Genomic DNA, 16748 nt, shown 5'->3' with positions numbered 1-16748 from the left:
GAGTCGCCTTGCGGGTTCGGCTCATCGATGGGATGAACTGTACGCGGGTGGGGGGCAGAGAAAAACCACCGGGTCGCGAACTAACTGTTCCAGTATTGTGAACAATCGATTGGGAACTTTTCAGGGTTTACCCAAGACTGACATCTGCAAGCACTTCAAAAATGCTCCTAAAACTCTATCAGTCCATGCAAACCCTGATGCCAATTTGGGACAGTGACATTGGGGTGACAGGGGGCTTTGGCACCCCTGCCAGAAGGGGCTGACAAGGGCTTGGCCCTATGGTGCTGCTGCGGTCTGCCTCTCCAGTCTTGGACACAACTTCTTACCGCAGCGCATGCAGCTTGATGTGAATCAAAGTTGTGTGTCTGTACCGCGTGATAAGCGTCAGTGCCTTGCAAGAGAAACTCATATAGTGCGAGGTAACGATTTGTGTTGCTTGCATGACCGATATTCTTCTTTCAGTGGACGCAGACACCACTGACGGCTCCCACTATCTGCGTGCGCTGACCGACATGGCCGACCGACGCTCCGTGGTCGCCGAGGCTGCCATTTACACCGACAACGGCATCAAGCTGGTGGAAAAAGGGGCGCGCATCGACAGCCGCCTTTACGACCGCCTGGTCCAGCACAAGCTGCGCGAACCCATAGACCGCCATCTGTCGATCGAAAACCCCGTGGACGTGCCAGCGCTGCTGGCCCTGGGCCAGACGCTGATCGAGCAGGAAACCCTGCCAGCCATGCTGGCCGAGGCCCTGGGCTCGGGTGCCCGGTTGCTGGCGCCCCTGCGTTCCCTGCCATTGCCTTCTGCCATGGCCTGCAAGCTCACCGTGATGCGCGACCAGCGGCCCACGCTGTTCCAGCACAGTCTGGTGATGATGACCGTAGCGGTGTTTCTGGCCATCAAGAGTGGGGTGAGTGAGCGCGACTGCAGTGCGGTGGCTGCCGCTGCATTGCTGCATGACCTGGGGGTGCTGCACATGGACCCGACCTGGGACGACCCCGATCACCGGGTCGTGGGTGTGGGGCGCAAGCACTTGGTGGCCCACCCCATCTCGGCGATGCTCATGATCCGTGACATGCAGGTGTATCCACGCGCTGCCGAGGTCGCCGTGCTGGAACACCACGAGCGCATGGACGGCAGCGGCTACCCCCGCGCCCTGGCCGGTGCCGACATCACGCCCATGGGCCGTATCCTGCTGCTGGCCGAGGTGGTGGCCGCGTTCTACGAGAAATATGACGACATGCCTGCGCAGCGGCTGTCGCTGGTGCTGCGGCTGAACCACCGCAAGTTTCCCTCTGCGCTGGTGGCGCTCATCCTGCCCTTGCTGCAGGAGGAAGTGGTCCGCGAATCGGCTCTGATGCCCCTGGGCAACGATGCCCCGCGCCAGATCGAGCTGCTGGCCCAAGCCTTTGCCTACTGGGACCAGCTCAAGGCGGTCTTGCCTCCCGACACGGTGACCAAGCCTCCAGCAGGCAGTGCCTTTGCGTTTACCGATTCCCGTCTCATGGCGTTGCAAAAAGCCTTGATTGAAGCGGGCTCTCACCCCAAGCACCAAGGGGAGCTGCTGGCGCAGCTGCAGGGCGACCCCATTGGCATGGCCGAGGTCGCACTGGTGGGGCGCGAGGCCCTGTGGCAGCTGCAAAGCATCCTGAACGCCATCCATCGCCGCTGGCCCCAGCTCTCCGAGCGTGTCACGCCCTCGGATGCCGCGGTGGCTGACTGGTGCGACTGGGGGGGTCGCATGCTGTAGCCGGATCGGCGCTGCCGGTGCGTGGGTCGCCTCCCCCGGTGGCGCGCCTCGCGCTGAGAGCGCTTGCTGGCGCCTGCCGGTAGTGCCCCGGTCGCGCCTGCTGTTAACCCACGTACGCTGGCAATTGCACGCCGACTTTGGTGGCAGGTCTTTGCTGCCAGGTCCACCCATGCAGCAAAATACTGGTTATATTTACAGTATTCGTGTTGCCTGAACCTTTCCAACCACCATGCCTGCGCCACGCCCCTCCTTGCGGGTTGCGTCCGATTTGCCGACCGCTGTGCCGGGGGTGTGGCATGCCGACGCGCTGGGTGCAGGGCCGCAGTCGGTGCTGCCAACAGGTCATGCCGCGCTGGACGCACAGCTACCGGGTGGCGGCTGGCCGGTGGGGGCCCTGAGCGAGGTGCTGCAGCCCCTGGCGGGCTTTCACGAATGGCAATTGGTGCTGCCCGCATTGGTGCAGGCCACGGCCCGCCAGAGCGGGGCCGTGGTGCTGGTGGCGCCGCCGTGCGAGCCTTTTGGGCCGGCCCTGCAGTCGCAGGGCTTGCGGGCAGAGCGCGTGTGCGTGGTGCGCGCCGACTCTGCCATGGCGGCATTGTGGGCCGCTGAGCAGGCGCTGCGCTGCCAGGGCGTGCTGGCCGTCATGGCCTGGCTGCCCCAGGCGCAGCCTGCCGCGCTGCGGCGGCTGCAACTGGCGGCGGCCCATCAGCAGCAATTGCTTTGGGTGTTTCGCTCGGTCGATGCCTCCAATGCCTCAATGCAGGCATCGCAAGTGTTGCAGGCATCACCGGCCCTGTTGCGGCTGCAGGTGCAGGGGCTGGCCTTGCCAGGAGACGCTGCGGTAGCCCCTGGCATGCAGGTGCAGATCCTCAAGCGCCGGGGGCCGCCGTTGGCGCTGGCACTCCACTTGCCGGGCTGCCACCCCCAGTTGGCGCAGGTGCTGGTCGCTCAGGCAGAGCGGCGCCGCGCCGCGCAGGAGGCAGCCAGTGCCCTGGTGGCGAGGCGCCAGACAGCCGCTGTGCGGGGGGCCGGGGCCGTGCTGGCGCGCCCTGCGCAGGGGGGGCGACCAGAAGGGAGCGGGCATGCACTGGATCGCACTGCCATTGCCCTGGCACGATGAATCTGCCGCCCCGCCGGGCACAGGTGCAGGAATGGGCGCAGCTGCAGATGCCGCAGCGCTTAGCGCGGCCGCAGGCTGGTGGGCATTGCGCTTTACGCCGCGTGTGGCACTGGCCGATGGCGAGGTGGTGTTGCTGGAGGTGTCCACCACCGAGCGCCTGTGGGGCGGGCGCGAGGCATTGCTGGCGCTGGTGCTGCAGGCCTGGGCCGACGCAGCTGCCAGGGGCACGGGGGAGGCTGCGGCCAACGCGCCTGCCCGCAGTGCTCAACAGCAGGCCCCGGCCAGCGAATCGGCCACAGCCCAGCCGCTCTGTGCATCACCCTCTACCCCCCCTTGTTCGCCGCCAGTGTGGGGTGCCGGCCCGACGGCCTTGGTGGCCCAGGCCAGGCTACGCATGGCATTGGCAGGGCGCCCCGGCCCATCGCAGGGCCGGGTAGAGAGCCTGCCTTTGCATACCCTGACGGCGCTGCGCCCCCATGTAGCCAGCCTGGAGCGGATGGGTTGCCGCACCTGGGGCGCTCTGCAGGCTCTGCCACGTGCGGGCGTGGCGCGGCGCCTGGGAGCTGGCGTGCTGCAGGTGCTGGACCAGGCCCTGGGCGATGCCCCCGAGGCCCATGCCTGGCTGCAACTGCCCGAGCAGTTTGCGTTGACCACCGAGCTGCCCGCATTGGCCGAGTCGGCCGAGGCACTGCTGTGGAGCGCAAGCCGCTGCCTGACGGCCCTGCAGGCCTGGCTGCAGGCGCGCCAGCAGGGCGTGCTGGCACTGGAGCTGGTCTGGCGCCACGACCTGCGGCGCATCGATGGCGTGGCGTTGCCCCCCACCCAGGCGCTGCAGGTGCGTACCGCCCAGGCCATCCACGACCTGGTGCACCTGCGGCGCCTGCTGGCCGAAAGCCTCGCGCGCACCACGCTGGCCGCACCGGTCAACCAGATCATGCTGCGCCTGCTTGAATCGGCCCCGCTGCCGCACCGCAGCGCCAGCCTGCTGCCCCCTGGAGAGGTCGGGGCGCGCGGCCCTGCAAGCCATGGCAGCGCCGACCCGGCCGGTGCTCCCGGCGAGGCCCTGCACCAACTGCTGGAGCGCCTGTCGGCCCGCCTGGGAGCCGACCGGGTAGTGGCCCCGGTGCTGCTGGCCGACCACCGGCCCGAACGCATGCAGCAGTGGCGCCCGGCCGCTGACGTGCTGGGTGCGCCCACCCGTTCTGCGGCCCCCCGTGCTGGTGGCGATGCGCCGCAGTGCATCACCCCGGATGCCCCCTTGCTGCCCACCTGGTTGCTGAACCCGCCCCGGCGGCTGGCCGTCCAGGGCAACCGCCCTTGCCACCACGGCTTGCTGCGCCTGCTGGCCGGGCCCCACCGGTTTGAGGCGGGCTGGTGGTCTGCCATGGACGACGGCGTGGACCCGGCAGACCCCTGCGCGGGTCTGGCCTTGCGCGACTATTTTGTGGCCCACAACGACGTGGCGGGGCTGGTTTGGGTGTTTCGCGAGCGTCTGGCGCCATCGCCCGCTGGCGGACAGGCGGCGGCACGCCCCCACCGCTGGTTTTTGCACGGAATCTTTGGGTGAGTGGGCGGGGCGGTTGTCCATGGGCTTGATGCATCGACTCTCTTCGCAGGCCGCGGCCGTGCCAGGCCCCGCAGCGGGCGTGGGCGAACTGCCGGGCTATGCCGAGCTGCATTGTCTGTCCAACTTCAGCTTTCAGCGGGGAGCATCACACCCCAAAGAGCTGGTGGCGCGCGCTGCCAAGCTGGGCTACCAGGCGCTGGCGCTGACGGACGAATGCTCCGTCGCCGGCGTCGTGCGTGCCTGGGGTGCCGCCAAGGCCTGTGGCCTGCACCTCATCGTGGGCAGCGAGTTCTTGTGGGGCGACCTGCGGCTGGTGGCACTGGCACGCGATGCCGAGGGCTGGGGCAACCTGTGCGAGTTCATCACCGCCGCCCGGGCCGCAGCACCCAAGGGGCACTACCGCGTGGACGCGGACAGCCCCTGGCACTTGCTGCAGGGGTGCGAGCTGCTGCTGTCGCCTTGTCGCCAGCGCTTTGATGCTTCTGATTTTATAGCTGTCAGCGCATTTATAACGGGCGCTATAGGCCAATTGGGCTCAAAGTTTGACACGCACCTGTGGTTGGCGGTCGAACTGCACATGGCTCCTGATGACAGCCTGTGGCTGGCCACGCTGCAGCGTGTGGGCGCTGCGCTGCAGCTGCCGCTGGTGGCCGCGGGCGACGTGCACATGCACGCCCGTTCGCGCAAGCCGCTGCAGGACGTGATCACCGCCGTGAAGCTGGGTTGCAGCGTGGCCGAGTGCGGCTTTGCGCTGCAACCCAATGCCGAGCGGCACCTGCGCCAGCGCGTGCGGCTGGCCGGCATCTACCCACCCGAGTTGCTGGCGGCCACGCTTGCCGTGGCTGGGCGCTGCACCTTCTGTCTGGACGAGATCAAGTACCAATACCCGCTGGAGACCGTGCCCACGGGCATGACCCCTGCCCAGGCGCTGGCCTGGCTGGTGGAGCTGGGGGTGCAAAGCCACTACCCGTTGGGCGCGCCCGAGAGGGTGCAGGCGCAGATCCGCAAAGAGCTCGACCTGATCGCGCACTGCGGGTACGAGATGTACTTCCTGACCGTGCATGACATCGTGCGGTTTGCGCGCAGCGTGGACATTTTGTGCCAGGGCCGGGGCTCGGCGGCGAACTCGGTGGTCTGCTACGTGCTGGGCATCACCGCGGTGGACCCCGAGGATTCCCACCTGCTGTTCGAGCGCTTCATCAGCAAGGAACGCAGCGAGCCGCCTGACATTGATGTGGATTTCGAGCACGACCGGCGCGAAGAGGTCATCCAGTACATCTACGACAAATACGGCCGCGACCGCGCCGCCATTGCCGCCGTGGTCACCTGCTACCGCACGCGCAGCGCCCTGCGCGACGTGGGCAAGGCCCTGGGCGTGGAGTCCGCCCTGGTCGATGCGTTTGCCAAAGACCACCACTGGTTTGACGAGACCTTTGCCACCGACCGCCTCCAGGAGCTGGCCCAGGCGGTGGGCGTGTCGCTGCACCGGCACACCGCCCGGCTGTGGCTGGAGCTGGCCGCCGACCTGAAGGACTTTCCGCGCCACCTGAGCCAGCATGTGGGCGGCTTTGTGCTGACCCAGGGCAAGCTCACGCGGCTGGTGCCTGTGGAGCCCGCCAGCATGGAAAAGCGTTCCGTCATCCAGTGGGACAAGGACGACCTCGATGACATGGGCCTGCTCAAGGTCGATGTGCTGGCACTGGGCATGCTCAGCGCGCTGCGCCGCTGCCTCAACCTGCGCGAAGCCCTCCGCGGCGAGCGCTGGGGTATCAAGGAGATCCCGCGCGAAGACCCCGCCACCTACGACATGATCTGCTCCGCCGACACCGTGGGCGTGTTCCAGATCGAAAGCCGCGCCCAGATGAGCATGCTGCCCCGCCTGCAGCCGCGCCAGTTCTACGACCTGGTGGTCGAGGTCGCCATCGTGCGGCCCGGCCCCATCCAGGGTGGCATGGTGCACCCTTACCTGCAGGCGCGCGAGCGCCGGCGCAGGGGCGAGCCTCTGCAACTCGAAAAGCCCGAGCTGGAGGACGCCTTGGCGCGCACGCTCGGTGTGCCCATCTTCCAGGAACAGGTGATGCAGATCGCCATGATCGCGGCGGGCTTCACGCCCGGCATGGCCGACGACCTGCGCCGCTCCATGGCCGCCTGGAAGCGCAAGGGCGGCGTGCATCGTTTTGAAGAGCCTCTCAAACAAGGCATGAAAGACCGGGACTACCCCGCCGAATTTGCCGACCGCATCTTCCAGCAGATGCTGGGCTTTGGTGAATACGGCTTTCCCGAAAGCCATGCCCACAGCTTTGCGCTGCTGGCCTATGCCAGCAGCTGGCTCAAGTGCCACGAGCCCGCATGCTTTTTGGCGGCGCTGCTCAACTCGTTGCCCATGGGGTTTTACAGCGCCTCGCAACTGGTGCAGGACGCCCGCCGCCATGGCGTTCGCGTGCTGCCCATCGACGTGACCGTGAGCGACATCGACTGCACGCTGGAGGGCAACCCCGAGCCGCTGCGCCCCGCACGCGGCTTGGGTGCACCGCCGCTGCCCCAGCCTGCCGTGCGCCTGGGCCTGCGGATGGTAGGCAGCCTGCACGCAGACGCTGCCAAGCGCCTGCTGCAAGCCCGCGCCACAGGCCCCGCCTTTGCCAGCACCGAAGACCTGGCACTGCGTGCCCAACTGAGTCAGCAAGACCTGCAGGCACTGGCCGCCGCCGACGCCCTGGCCAGCCTGTCGGGCCACCGGCGCCAGCAGATGTGGGACGCTGCCGCCCAGCACGCGGCGCCGCCCCTATGGCGCGACGTGCCCGTGCACGAGGCCCCGCTGCAACTGCCGGAGGCGCCCGAGGGCGAAGAAATCCTGTTCGACTACGCCGCCACCGGCCTGACGTTGCGTCGCCACCCCCTGGCCCTGCTGCGCCCCCGCCTGGCCCGCTGGCGCCTGCAAACCGCCCTGCAATTGCACAGCTCCGCCCACGGCCGCAAGGTGCGCGCCTGCGGCATCGTCACCGTACGCCAGCGCCCCGGCACCGCCAAGGGCACGATGTTCGTCACGCTGGAGGACGAAACCGGCCCCGTCAATGTCATCGTCTGGCCCGCCATGGTCGATGCGTGGCGCAACGCGCTGCTGCGGTCACAGCTGCTGGCGGTGGAGGGGGTGTGGCAATGCAGCGCGGGCCCACCCGGCAGCACGGCCGTGGTGCGCCACCTGGTGGCCCAGCGCTTCAAAGACCTGACCCCGCTGCTGGGCCGCATGGGGCAGGCGTTGCAGGGGAGCCGGGACTTTCATTGACGCAGGGCCGCGTGGTTTCGCAAGAGCCCTGTGGACAGGCGCACAGCGGGGGGGGCGGGGCCGTGGTTAGCGGGGAGCGAGCGCTATTTTTTTGTCGCCCGGGTCATCAAATAGTGCTGACGCACCATGTTGTTCTCGAAGTAGCGTGCGACGAAGTTGTCGAGTTCCGCCCGGAAAGCCGCGAGCTTTGCCGGCTCGTCTTTGAATGTGGCAACCAGTTTCACCACGGGGCCCAGGGTTTCCTCAATGCTTTTGCGATAGTGTTGTGGGCTCAACGCTGGAAACACCATGATGGCGCGATCAAACGCGATGTCCGTCACGGCATCGCCGAGCCGCTGGCGAATGATGCCGGGATCTCCCCATTGCGGCGGCGCGGCAGCGCCTGGAGGTGGGGGAACGAACTTGCCGACCAGCGCAAACATCTGGCCCACATAGTGTTCCGGGGGCCACGTGGAAAACGCGAGGGTACCGCCCGGCTTGAGCACGCGCAGCAGCTCGGCCGTGGTGACGTCGGGCCTGGGCGCAAACATGTGACCGAACTGGCTGATCACCACGTCAAAAGTCGCGTCTGCGTACGGCAGGGCTTCGACATCGCCCTCGGTGAATTCGATCTCGACACCTGCCAGTGCGGCGTGCCGCCGGCCGTGCTCGATCAGCACGGGCGAAAGGTCGAGCGCGGAGACGTTCGCGCCCATGCGCGCTGCAGTCAGTGCCCCCACGCCCGTGCCACAGCAGGCGTCGAGCACCCGCTGGTTCGCTCGGATGCCCGCGTGTTTGACGAGTTCCGCGGCCGTCGTGGTGGTGACGGCTTCGAGCGGAGCGAAAAGAGACCATCCCTCTCGCTGGATGGTTTTGAGCTGGGCAAACGGATCGTTTAACACGGCGGACTCCTTCCTGAGACAGGGCTGGGAACGCGATTATTTGCCTCTGAAAGCCGTTCGACAAGAAACCTTGCTGGCGGAGGAAGGACCAGCCCCTTCTGGGAGACCGCCCCAACGGTCTTTGAATAAGCTGGCGCTTATGGATGGAGCTTTTTCCCCTCACTCAGCATGTGCACGAACTGAGCGATCTTCCTGGCCCGTGTCTCGGCCTTCTTGACGTTTTGAATGCGAAACAGGATGGCAAACCTGTTTTGGCTATTGAGCGTTGCAAAAAACGCCTGGGCTTGGGGGTTGGCGTCCAGGGCCTGTTGCAAGTCGTCGGGGACTGTGGATGTGCGCGCTGACGCGTAGGCCGCATCCCATCGCCCGTCCTGCCGGGCCCGTTCTATGGCGGCCAGGCCGGCGGGCCGCATTTTGTGGGCGCTGATGAGCGCCTCGGCTTTTTCCCTGTTGATCTTTGACCAGAGGCTCTTGGCAGTTCTGGGCGTAAAGCGCTGAAGCCAATGGTGCTGGTCGTCCGACTGCTTCTGGCCGTCAATCCACCCGTGGCAAAGAGCGCTCTCCAGCGCCTGTGCATAGGTGATGGTGGGCTGCTCGGCAGATTTTTTGGCCACGCGCAGCCACACTCCGGACGAGGTGCTGCCATGGCCCTCCAGCCAGGCTTCCCACTCCGATTGCGTCGCGAAGGTCAGTGTGGGATCGGTCATGGTGTGTTGACAAAAATCCTAACGGATAAAAAGCATTTGCCCATAACCAGGGGCTGCAGCGCACGGCATCCAGGTGCTACGTTGGTGAGGGCGATTCCCCCTCAGCACACTGGCTTTGTGAACTGGGAAGTGCATCTGTATTCCGGGTCACCCACGCTCAGGGCGCCTGCAGCTTTTGCAGCAGCTCCAGCGTCGGATACCCGTCAGCCACCACGCCCAGGCTGCGCTGGTAGCCGCGCAGGCCTGCGCGGGTGGCGGGGCCCATCACGCCATCGGGGGTGCCGGCGGCAAAGCCTTGGCGGTTCAGGGCTTCTTGCAGGGCTTGCAGTTGTGCGCGCGACAGCGGTTCGATGTCGCGGGGCCAGGGGGCGGCCACCGGGCCCCCGCCGTCGATCTGCCGCGCCAGCAGCGCCACGCCCAGCGCGTAGTTGACCGAGTTGTTGTAGCGCAGGATGGTGCGGAAGTTGTTGCCCACCAAAAACGCCGGGCCCCGTGCACCCGCAGGGGTGACGACGGAGGCCCCAGCCAGGTCGGGCAGCGGCGCCCCGTCGATGGACCGCACCCCTTCGGCCTCCCACTGGGCCGCGGTCTGGCGCACGGCGGGGTCGGCGCGGGCGTGGTCGAAGGTGGGAGGTAGCTGCACTTCCGCCCCCCATGGCTCGCCAGGCTTCCAGCCGGACCGGGCGAGGAAATGCGCGGTGGACGCCGTCACATCGGGCACGCTGCCCCAGATGTCGCGGTGCCCGTCGCCGTCGGCATCCACGGCGTAGGCCAGAAACACCGAGGGCAAGAACTGCGTGTGCCCCATGGCCCCGGCCCACGATCCGATCATGCGGTCGGCGGCGATGTCGCCCTGGTCGATGATGCGCAGCGCTGCCAGCAGCTCGGTCTGCGCCCAGCCGCGGCGGCGGCCTTCGTACGCCAGGGTGGCCAGTGCGTCCACCGTGCGGAAGGTGCCAAAGTTGCTGCCGTAGTTGCTCTCCATGCCCCAGATGGCGGTGACGATGCTGGCCGGTACGCCGTAGCGGGCGGCTGCGGCCTGCAGTGCCGCGCTGTGCGCCGCCAGCTGGGCCTGACCCTGGGCGATGCGCTGGGGGGAGACGGCGCTGTCCAGGTACGCCCACGGGGTGCGGGTGAACTCGGGCTGGGCGCGGTCCAGCTCGACCACGCGGGGCAGCCACTGCGCCTTGCCGAGCACGTCGCGCACGGTGGCCGGGCGAATGCCGGCCTCCAGCGCCTGGGCCGAAAAGGTGGTCAGCCATTGGGCAAAGCCGGCTGCGTGGTCGGCATCGGGGCTGGCCTGCAGCGGTGCGGCGGCTGGGGTGGGCGAAGCTGTCTGCGTTGGGGCCGCGGGGGCCGCCGCCACAGGTTTGGCTGAGGGTGTGGGGGTGGCGCTGGGGGTTGACGCGCAGCCCGAGAGGGCGAGGGCGGCTGCCAGGGCCACCCCGGCAACGCCTGCAGGGGCGTGGGCGCGCTGGGCAGCGAGGGGCAGGGCGGTGGAGCGCCCCACGGGGCAAGGGGAATCAATGAAACTGGGCATGCGCCATTGTCCCGCGCGGCGGCACGTGTACGGGGTGCGAATGTGCATCAGTCCGTACGGTGAATATACTTACTATGTTTTTGATAGCTGCTTGCGCATGTTCCACTAGCGCTTGCGGCCAAAAACACTGAAAAATGCGGTTACAGTGGCGGCTTGATCGCCCCTGCTCCCGCCGATTGCGCGCGAGCCACCGCCTGCAGCCCCCCTGTTAGCCTACCGACCATGGCGCCCCACACCTTTCTCTGGCACGACTACGAAACCTTTGGCGCCAACACGCGCCGCGACCGGCCCGCGCAGTTCGCGGCCATACGCACCGATGCCGAGCTGAACGAAATCGGCGAGCCTCTGATGCTGTACTGCCAGCCCGCCAACGACTATCTGCCCGACCCGGTGTCGTGCCTCATCACCGGCATCACGCCCCAGCAGTGCCTGGAGCAGGGCGTGCCCGAGCACCAGTTTGCCGCGCGCATCGAGTCCGAGTTTGCGCAGCCCGGCACGATTGGCGTGGGCTACAACACCATCCGGTTTGACGACGAGATCACGCGCTTTATGTTCTGGCGCAACCTCATCGACCCCTATGCGCGCGAGTGGCAAAACCAGTGCGGCCGCTGGGACCTGCTGGACGTGGTGCGCATGACCTATGCGCTGCGGCCCGACGGCATCACCTGGCCCAAGAAGGAAGATGGCGTGACGCCCAGCTTCAAGCTGGAGCACCTGTCCAAGGCCAACGGCCTGCAGCACGACGCCGCGCACGATGCGCTGTCGGACGTGCGCGCCACCATTGCGCTGGCGCGGCTCATCCGCCTGCACAACACCAAGCTGTTTGACTTTGCGCTCAGCCTGCACAAGAAGGACCGCGTGGCTGCCGAGCTGCGCCTGCCCGCCACCACGGCCACGGCGCGGGCTTTTTTGCATGTATCGGGCATGTTCCCCACCGAGCGCGGCTGCCTGGCCGTGATGTGGCCGCTGGCCAGCCACCCCACCAACAAGAACGAGCTGATCGCCTGGGATCTGGCCCACGACCCGCGCGAGCTGGCCACGCTGAATGTGGAGGACATCCGCCTGCGCATGTTCAGCAAGGCCGATGCGCTGCCCGAGGGGGTCACGCGTCTGCCCATCAAGACCATCCACCTGAACAAGTCGCCCATGGTGGTGGGCAATGTGAACACGCTCACGCCCGCATTGGCGCAGCGCTGGGGCATCGACCTGGCCCAGGCCGCACAGCACGCCGAGGTGGCGCGCGCGCTGCCCGACATGAGCGGCATCTGGCCGGCCGTGTTTGCCCGCCCGCAAGAGCCCGCGCCGGATGTGGACCAGGACCTGTACGGCGGGTTTGTGGGCAACAACGACCGGCGCTTGCTGAACGACCTGCGCACCCTGAGCGGCGACAAGCTGGCCAAGGCGCGTGCCCACTTTGACGACCCGCGCCTGGCCGAGCTGCTGTGGCGCTACCGGGCGCGCAACTTTCCGCAGACGCTGTCACCCGAGGAGCAGGAACGCTGGGAGGCCCACCGCGCTGCCTGCCTGTTTGACGGGCAGGGTGGGGCGCGCACGGTGGAGCAACTGTTCACCGAAATCGACGAACTCTCGGAGACGGCCGACGACGAGCGCACGCAGGACATTCTGGGCGCCTTGTACGATTACGCTGAACACATCGCACCTGAAAGGTAGCCCCCCTGAGGCGCTGCGCGCCTTCCCCCGGAGGGGGGCGCACCCGGTGGCCTGGCAAAGCCAGTTCCACGGGTGCACTGGCATCAGGGCGCGCCAGTAGTGATCGCCCCGTCTTGTAAGTAGCCCCGCAGAAACAGCGCAGATTTTTATGACGACACCGCAGAACCACAGTTTCACCACCCAGATCGTGCATGCCGACCGCCTGGGCGGCGCCGAGCAAGGGGCCATCCACAAGCCCATCCACACCTCGGTGCAGTACGGTTACGAAAAGGTCGAGGACCTGATCGCCGTCTTCCAGGGCACGGCCAAGGGCGGCTTCAATTACGCGCGCCAGGGCACGCCCACCACGGCGGCACTGGAGGCCAAGATCACGCAGATGGAGCGCGGGCACGGCTCCATCGTGTTCTCGACCGGTATGGCGGGCATCTGCGCGGTGTTTCTCACGCTGCTCAAGGCGGGCGACCATCTGGTGGCCAGCCAGTTTGTGTTTGGCAACACCAACAGCGTGTTCGGCACGTTGGCCGACCTGGGCATCGAAGTGACCACGGTGGACGTGACTGACGCGGCCAATGTGGCCGCCGCGCTGCGCCCCAACACCCGCATGGTGTTTGTCGAAACCATTGCCAACCCTGGCACGCAGATCCCCGACCTGGAAGGCATTGGCGCACTGTGCCGGCAGCGGGGCGTGCTGTACGTGGTGGACAACACCGTGGCCTCGCCCTACCTGTTCCGCGCGGCCACGGTGGGGGCGGGCTTGGTGGTCAACTCGCTCACCAAGAGCATTGGCGGGCAGGGCGATGCGCTGGGCGGTGCCATCACCGACACGGGCCTGTACGACTGGTCGGGCTATCCCAACATCTTTGCGGCTTACCGCAAGGGTGACGCCAAGGGCTGGGGCCTGCAGCAGTTGCGCAAAAAGGGCCTGCGCGACATGGGCGGCACGCTGTCGTCCCACGCCGCCCACCAGCTGGCCCTGGGCGCTGAGACCCTGTCGCTGCGCATGGACCGCACCAGTGCCACCGCTCTGGCGCTAGCGCAGTGGCTGGAAGCACACCCGGCCGTCTCCCGCGTGCTGTACCCCATGCTGCCCTCGCACCCGCAGCACGCCTTTGCGCGCAAGCACCTCAAGGCAGGCTCGTGGCTGCTGTCGTTCGAGCTGCGCAACCCTGACCAGTGCCTGGCCGTGTGCAACCGCCTGCAGCTGCCCATCAAGGCCACGGGGCTGGCGGACACGCGCACGCTGATCATCCCGGTGGCGCACACCATCTTTTGGGAGGCAGGCGCTGAAGTGCGCGCCACCATGGGCATTGCCGACAGCATGATCCGCCTGTCGGTGGGCCTGGAAGAGGTGGAAGATCTGCTGGCCGACTTTGGGCAGGCGCTGGCCGGAGCCTGACCCCACCTGAACTGCCCACCCTGACCGGGAGCCCCGCCATGGCCACTGCCACTTCTGCCCCGCCCGCCATCATCGGCAAGTACCGCATCGAGCGTGAACTGGGGCGGGGCGCCAGTGGCATTGTGTATCTGGGGCTCGACGGCTTCCGGGGCCGCAAGGTGGCCATCAAGCAGACCCACGCGCACCTGCTGAAGGTGCCCGAGCAGGCCGAGCGCTACCGCAAGCTGCTGCGCAACGAGGCCGCGCTGTCGGGTCGCCTGCGCCACCCCAACATCGTGCGCCTGCTGGATGCGGACGAAGAGGCGCTGCCGCCGTACCTGGTGCTCGAATACGTGGACGGTCAGCCGCTGTCCGACTTTGCGACGCCGGACACCTTGCTGCCCGTGCCCCAGGTGCTGGACATCGCCTTCAAGTGCTGCAACGCGCTCGAATACGCTTACCGCGAGGGCCTGGTGCACCGCGACATCAAGCCCGCCAACCTCATGCTGGCGCGCGGCGGCGATGTGAAGCTGACCGACTTTGGTGCCGCCCTGTCGCTGCGCAGCGATGCCACCCAGCTGTCCGGCCTGGTGGGGTCGCCGTCGTACATGTCGCCCGAGCAGGTGCGCGAGCAGGACCTCACCCACCACAGCGACATGTTCTCGCTGGCCGTGGTGGTGTACGAGCTGCTCACGGGCCGCCGCCCGTTTGATGGCGACACTGACTTCGCCACGCTCTACAAGATCAGCAACGAGACGCCCACGCGGCCCAGCCTGCTGCGCGCGTCGCTGCCAGCGCATGTGGACGAAGTGCTGCTGCGCGCGCTGGCCAAGCAGCCCGCCGACCGCTTTGCCACCTGGGCCGACTTTGCCCAGGCGCTGCTGGCCGCACACCGGGGCCTGCCCCGCCAGAAGTCGCAAGACACCGAGGCCGAGCGCTTTGCGCGCCTGCGAGCACTGCCGTTTTTTGCCGACTTTCACGACGTTGCCCTGTGGGAGCTGATGCGCCTGGGCAGCTGGCGCCGGCTGGAGCAGGGCACGGTGCTGATGCGCGAGAACACGCCGGGCGACTCGTTCTGCATCCTCATCGAAGGCCAGGTGGCCGTCAGCCGCCAGGGCTGGAACCTCAGCACCCTGGGCCCCGGCGTGACGCTGGGCGAGATGACCTACCTGCGCCCCGACAACCGCATCCGCACCGCCACCGCCGTGGCCGAGACTGAGGTGCTGGTGCTCAAGGTGCGCAACCCCGCGCTGCGCGAGGCGTCGGAGGATCTGCAGTCGCGCTTTGACAAGGCCTTCATCAAGCTGCTGGTCGGGCGGCTGATTGCCACCAATGAACAGTTGGCCGAGTGGGAGCTGGTGGCTGCGCCTGGAGCCGCTGGCGGTTGATATTCTGTCTGCTATATAATTGATAGCTGTTTGGGTATATTGCACTAGCGCTACCAGCCAAAATTACCCAAAAAACCGGTAACACACCGCGATGGCGGCCACCACGCCCGCCAGCTCGGCCAGCAGCGCGCAGCCCACGGCGTGCCGCGCGCGCTGGATGCCCACTGCGCCAAAGTACACCGCCAGCACGTAAAAGGTGGTTTCGGTGCTGCCCTGGATCGTGGCGGCGGCCAGGGCAGCAAAGCTGTCAACGCCCTGGGTCTGCATGGTCTCAATCAGCATGGCGCGCGCCGCGCTGCCTGAGAACGGCTTGACCAGGGCGGTGGGCATGGCGTCCACAAACCGGGCGTCAGCGCCCAGCGTGTTCACGCACCAGCGGATGCCGTCCAGCACATAGCCCAGCGCCCCCGAGGCGCGGAACACGCCCACCGCGCACAGCATGGCCACCAGGTAGGGCAGCAGGCCCTTGGCCACATCAAACCCCTCGCGGGCGCCTTCGATGAACGCCTCATACACCGGCACCTTGCGCCAGGCGCCCAACCCTACAAACAGCACGACCAGCGCAAACAGCGTGAGGTTGCCCAGCAGCGACGACAGCGAGGCCAGGGCGGCGGCGCTGAGCGTGGTGAGCAGCGCCATGAAGCCGCCCAGCACCAGCGCCACCGGCATCAGGTAGGCCAGCACCACGGGGCTCCACAGCGGCAGGCGCTGCACCACGGCCACGCTCAGCAGGCCCACCAGGGTGGATGCGGACGTGGCCAGCAGGATGGGCAAGAAGACCAGCGTCGGGTCGGGCGCACCCTGCTGCATGCGATACATGAAGATGGTCACCGGCAGCAGCGTGAGCGAGGACGCGTTGAGCACCAGAAACAGGATTTGCGCGTTGGTGGCGGTATCGGGCTGGGGGTTCAGCTCCTGCAGCGCCTTCATGGCCTTCAGGCCCATGGGCGTGGCGGCGTTGTCCAGCCCCAGGGCGTTGGCGGCAAAGTTCAGCGTGATCAGCCCGAGCGACGGGTGGCCGCGCGGCACCCCGGGCATGAGTCTGGCAAACAGCGGTGCCAGCCAGCGCGCCAAGGCGTCCACCAGACCCGCCTTCTCGGCGATGCGCAAGAAACCCAGCCACAGCGTGAGCGTGCCGAACAGCAGCACCATCACCTCGACCGAGAGCTTCGCCATCTGGAACAGGGCCTGCACCATGGCCGAAAAAATGTCGGCATTGCCACCCACCAGCCACTGGGCCAGCGCGGCCACCGCCGCCGTCAGAAAGAAACCGAGCCACAGGGTGTTGAGCATGGGAGGGATTCAGGAACGAGGGCAGGCGGGTGCGGGCATGCCGCCGAGGTTACACGCTGATGGGCGAAGGGCTGGGCCGGTAGGCACGGATTTGGCGCTGCCACGACACCGGCCGGGTCATTCTTGCCGGGCGATTGCCACGTGGCGAGTAAAATATAGGGTTTTGCCGCGC

11 protein-coding genes are annotated in these 16748 nt (G+C 67.2%); 7 read left to right on the top strand and 4 right to left on the bottom strand.

Going from position 1 to position 16748, the window contains the following annotated elements; all coding sequences use genetic code 11:
- Positions 1-440 precede the first annotated feature (440 nt).
- From ASD94_RS16545 to ASD94_RS16530, 4 genes are all read left to right on the top strand, one after another.
- Positions 441-1751: an HD-GYP domain-containing protein gene (locus ASD94_RS16545; protein ID WP_056645006.1), complete on the top strand. Its 1311-nt coding sequence runs from the start codon at positions 441-443 to the stop codon at positions 1749-1751.
- Between the two features lie 229 nt (positions 1752-1980).
- Entirely contained in the window at positions 1981-2871 is an 891-nt protein-coding gene (gene imuA / locus ASD94_RS16540) for a translesion DNA synthesis-associated protein ImuA (RefSeq protein WP_056645004.1), read from the top strand.
- The gene (locus ASD94_RS16535) at positions 2834-4438 is read left to right on the top strand and encodes a hypothetical protein (RefSeq protein ID WP_056645000.1); all 1605 of its coding nucleotides are present in this window, start codon (positions 2834-2836) and stop codon (positions 4436-4438) included. Before imuA ends, ASD94_RS16535 begins: the two co-directional genes overlap by 38 nt.
- 28 nt (positions 4439-4466) lie before the next feature.
- Positions 4467-7721, top strand: coding sequence for an error-prone DNA polymerase (locus tag ASD94_RS16530; protein ID WP_056645121.1), 3255 nt, complete (start codon positions 4467-4469; stop codon positions 7719-7721).
- An 83-nt stretch (positions 7722-7804) separates the two neighbouring features.
- On the opposite strand, the gene ASD94_RS16525 is transcribed toward ASD94_RS16530, so the two are convergent.
- From ASD94_RS16525 to ASD94_RS16515, 3 genes are all read right to left on the bottom strand, one after another.
- Positions 7805-8602 carry a class I SAM-dependent methyltransferase gene (locus ASD94_RS16525; RefSeq protein ID WP_056644997.1) on the bottom strand — a complete coding sequence of 266 codons (798 nt, stop codon included), beginning with the start codon at positions 8600-8602 and terminating at the stop codon, positions 7805-7807.
- Positions 8603-8739: 137 nt separating this feature from the next.
- The gene (locus ASD94_RS16520) at positions 8740-9309 is read right to left on the bottom strand and encodes a YdeI family protein (RefSeq protein ID WP_056644991.1); all 570 of its coding nucleotides are present in this window, start codon (positions 9307-9309) and stop codon (positions 8740-8742) included.
- 157 nt (positions 9310-9466) lie between these two features.
- A complete protein-coding gene (locus tag ASD94_RS16515; protein WP_235510686.1) occupies positions 9467-10849 on the bottom strand; it encodes a lytic murein transglycosylase in 1383 nt (460 codons plus the stop codon).
- A gap of 222 nt (positions 10850-11071) precedes the next feature.
- Between ASD94_RS16515 and sbcB the strand changes: the two genes are divergently transcribed.
- The 3 genes from sbcB to ASD94_RS16500 all read left to right on the top strand — a co-directional run bounded on the left by sbcB (position 11072) and on the right by ASD94_RS16500 (position 15283).
- Entirely contained in the window at positions 11072-12520 is a 1449-nt protein-coding gene (gene sbcB, locus ASD94_RS16510) for an exodeoxyribonuclease I (RefSeq protein ID WP_056644988.1), read from the top strand.
- 148 nt (positions 12521-12668) lie between these two features.
- Positions 12669-13916: a cystathionine gamma-synthase family protein gene (locus tag ASD94_RS16505; RefSeq protein ID WP_056644985.1), complete on the top strand. Its 1248-nt coding sequence runs from the start codon at positions 12669-12671 to the stop codon at positions 13914-13916.
- Between the two features lie 38 nt (positions 13917-13954).
- On the top strand, positions 13955-15283 hold the full coding sequence (locus tag ASD94_RS16500) for a protein kinase (protein ID WP_056644983.1): 1329 nt from the start codon (positions 13955-13957) through the stop codon (positions 15281-15283).
- A 63-nt stretch (positions 15284-15346) separates the two neighbouring features.
- Here the strand turns inward: ASD94_RS16500 and ASD94_RS16495 are convergent, their stop codons facing one another.
- Positions 15347-16576, bottom strand: a complete 1230-nt coding sequence (locus tag ASD94_RS16495; protein ID WP_056644980.1) for a nucleoside recognition domain-containing protein — start codon at positions 16574-16576, stop codon at positions 15347-15349.
- Positions 16577-16748: the final 172 nt, after the last annotated feature.

It is taken from the genome of Acidovorax sp. Root70 (assembly GCF_001428225.1).
Taxonomy (GTDB): Bacteria; Pseudomonadota; Gammaproteobacteria; order Burkholderiales; family Burkholderiaceae_C; genus Acidovorax.
This window is presented reverse-complemented; position numbering and strand designations above follow the sequence as displayed.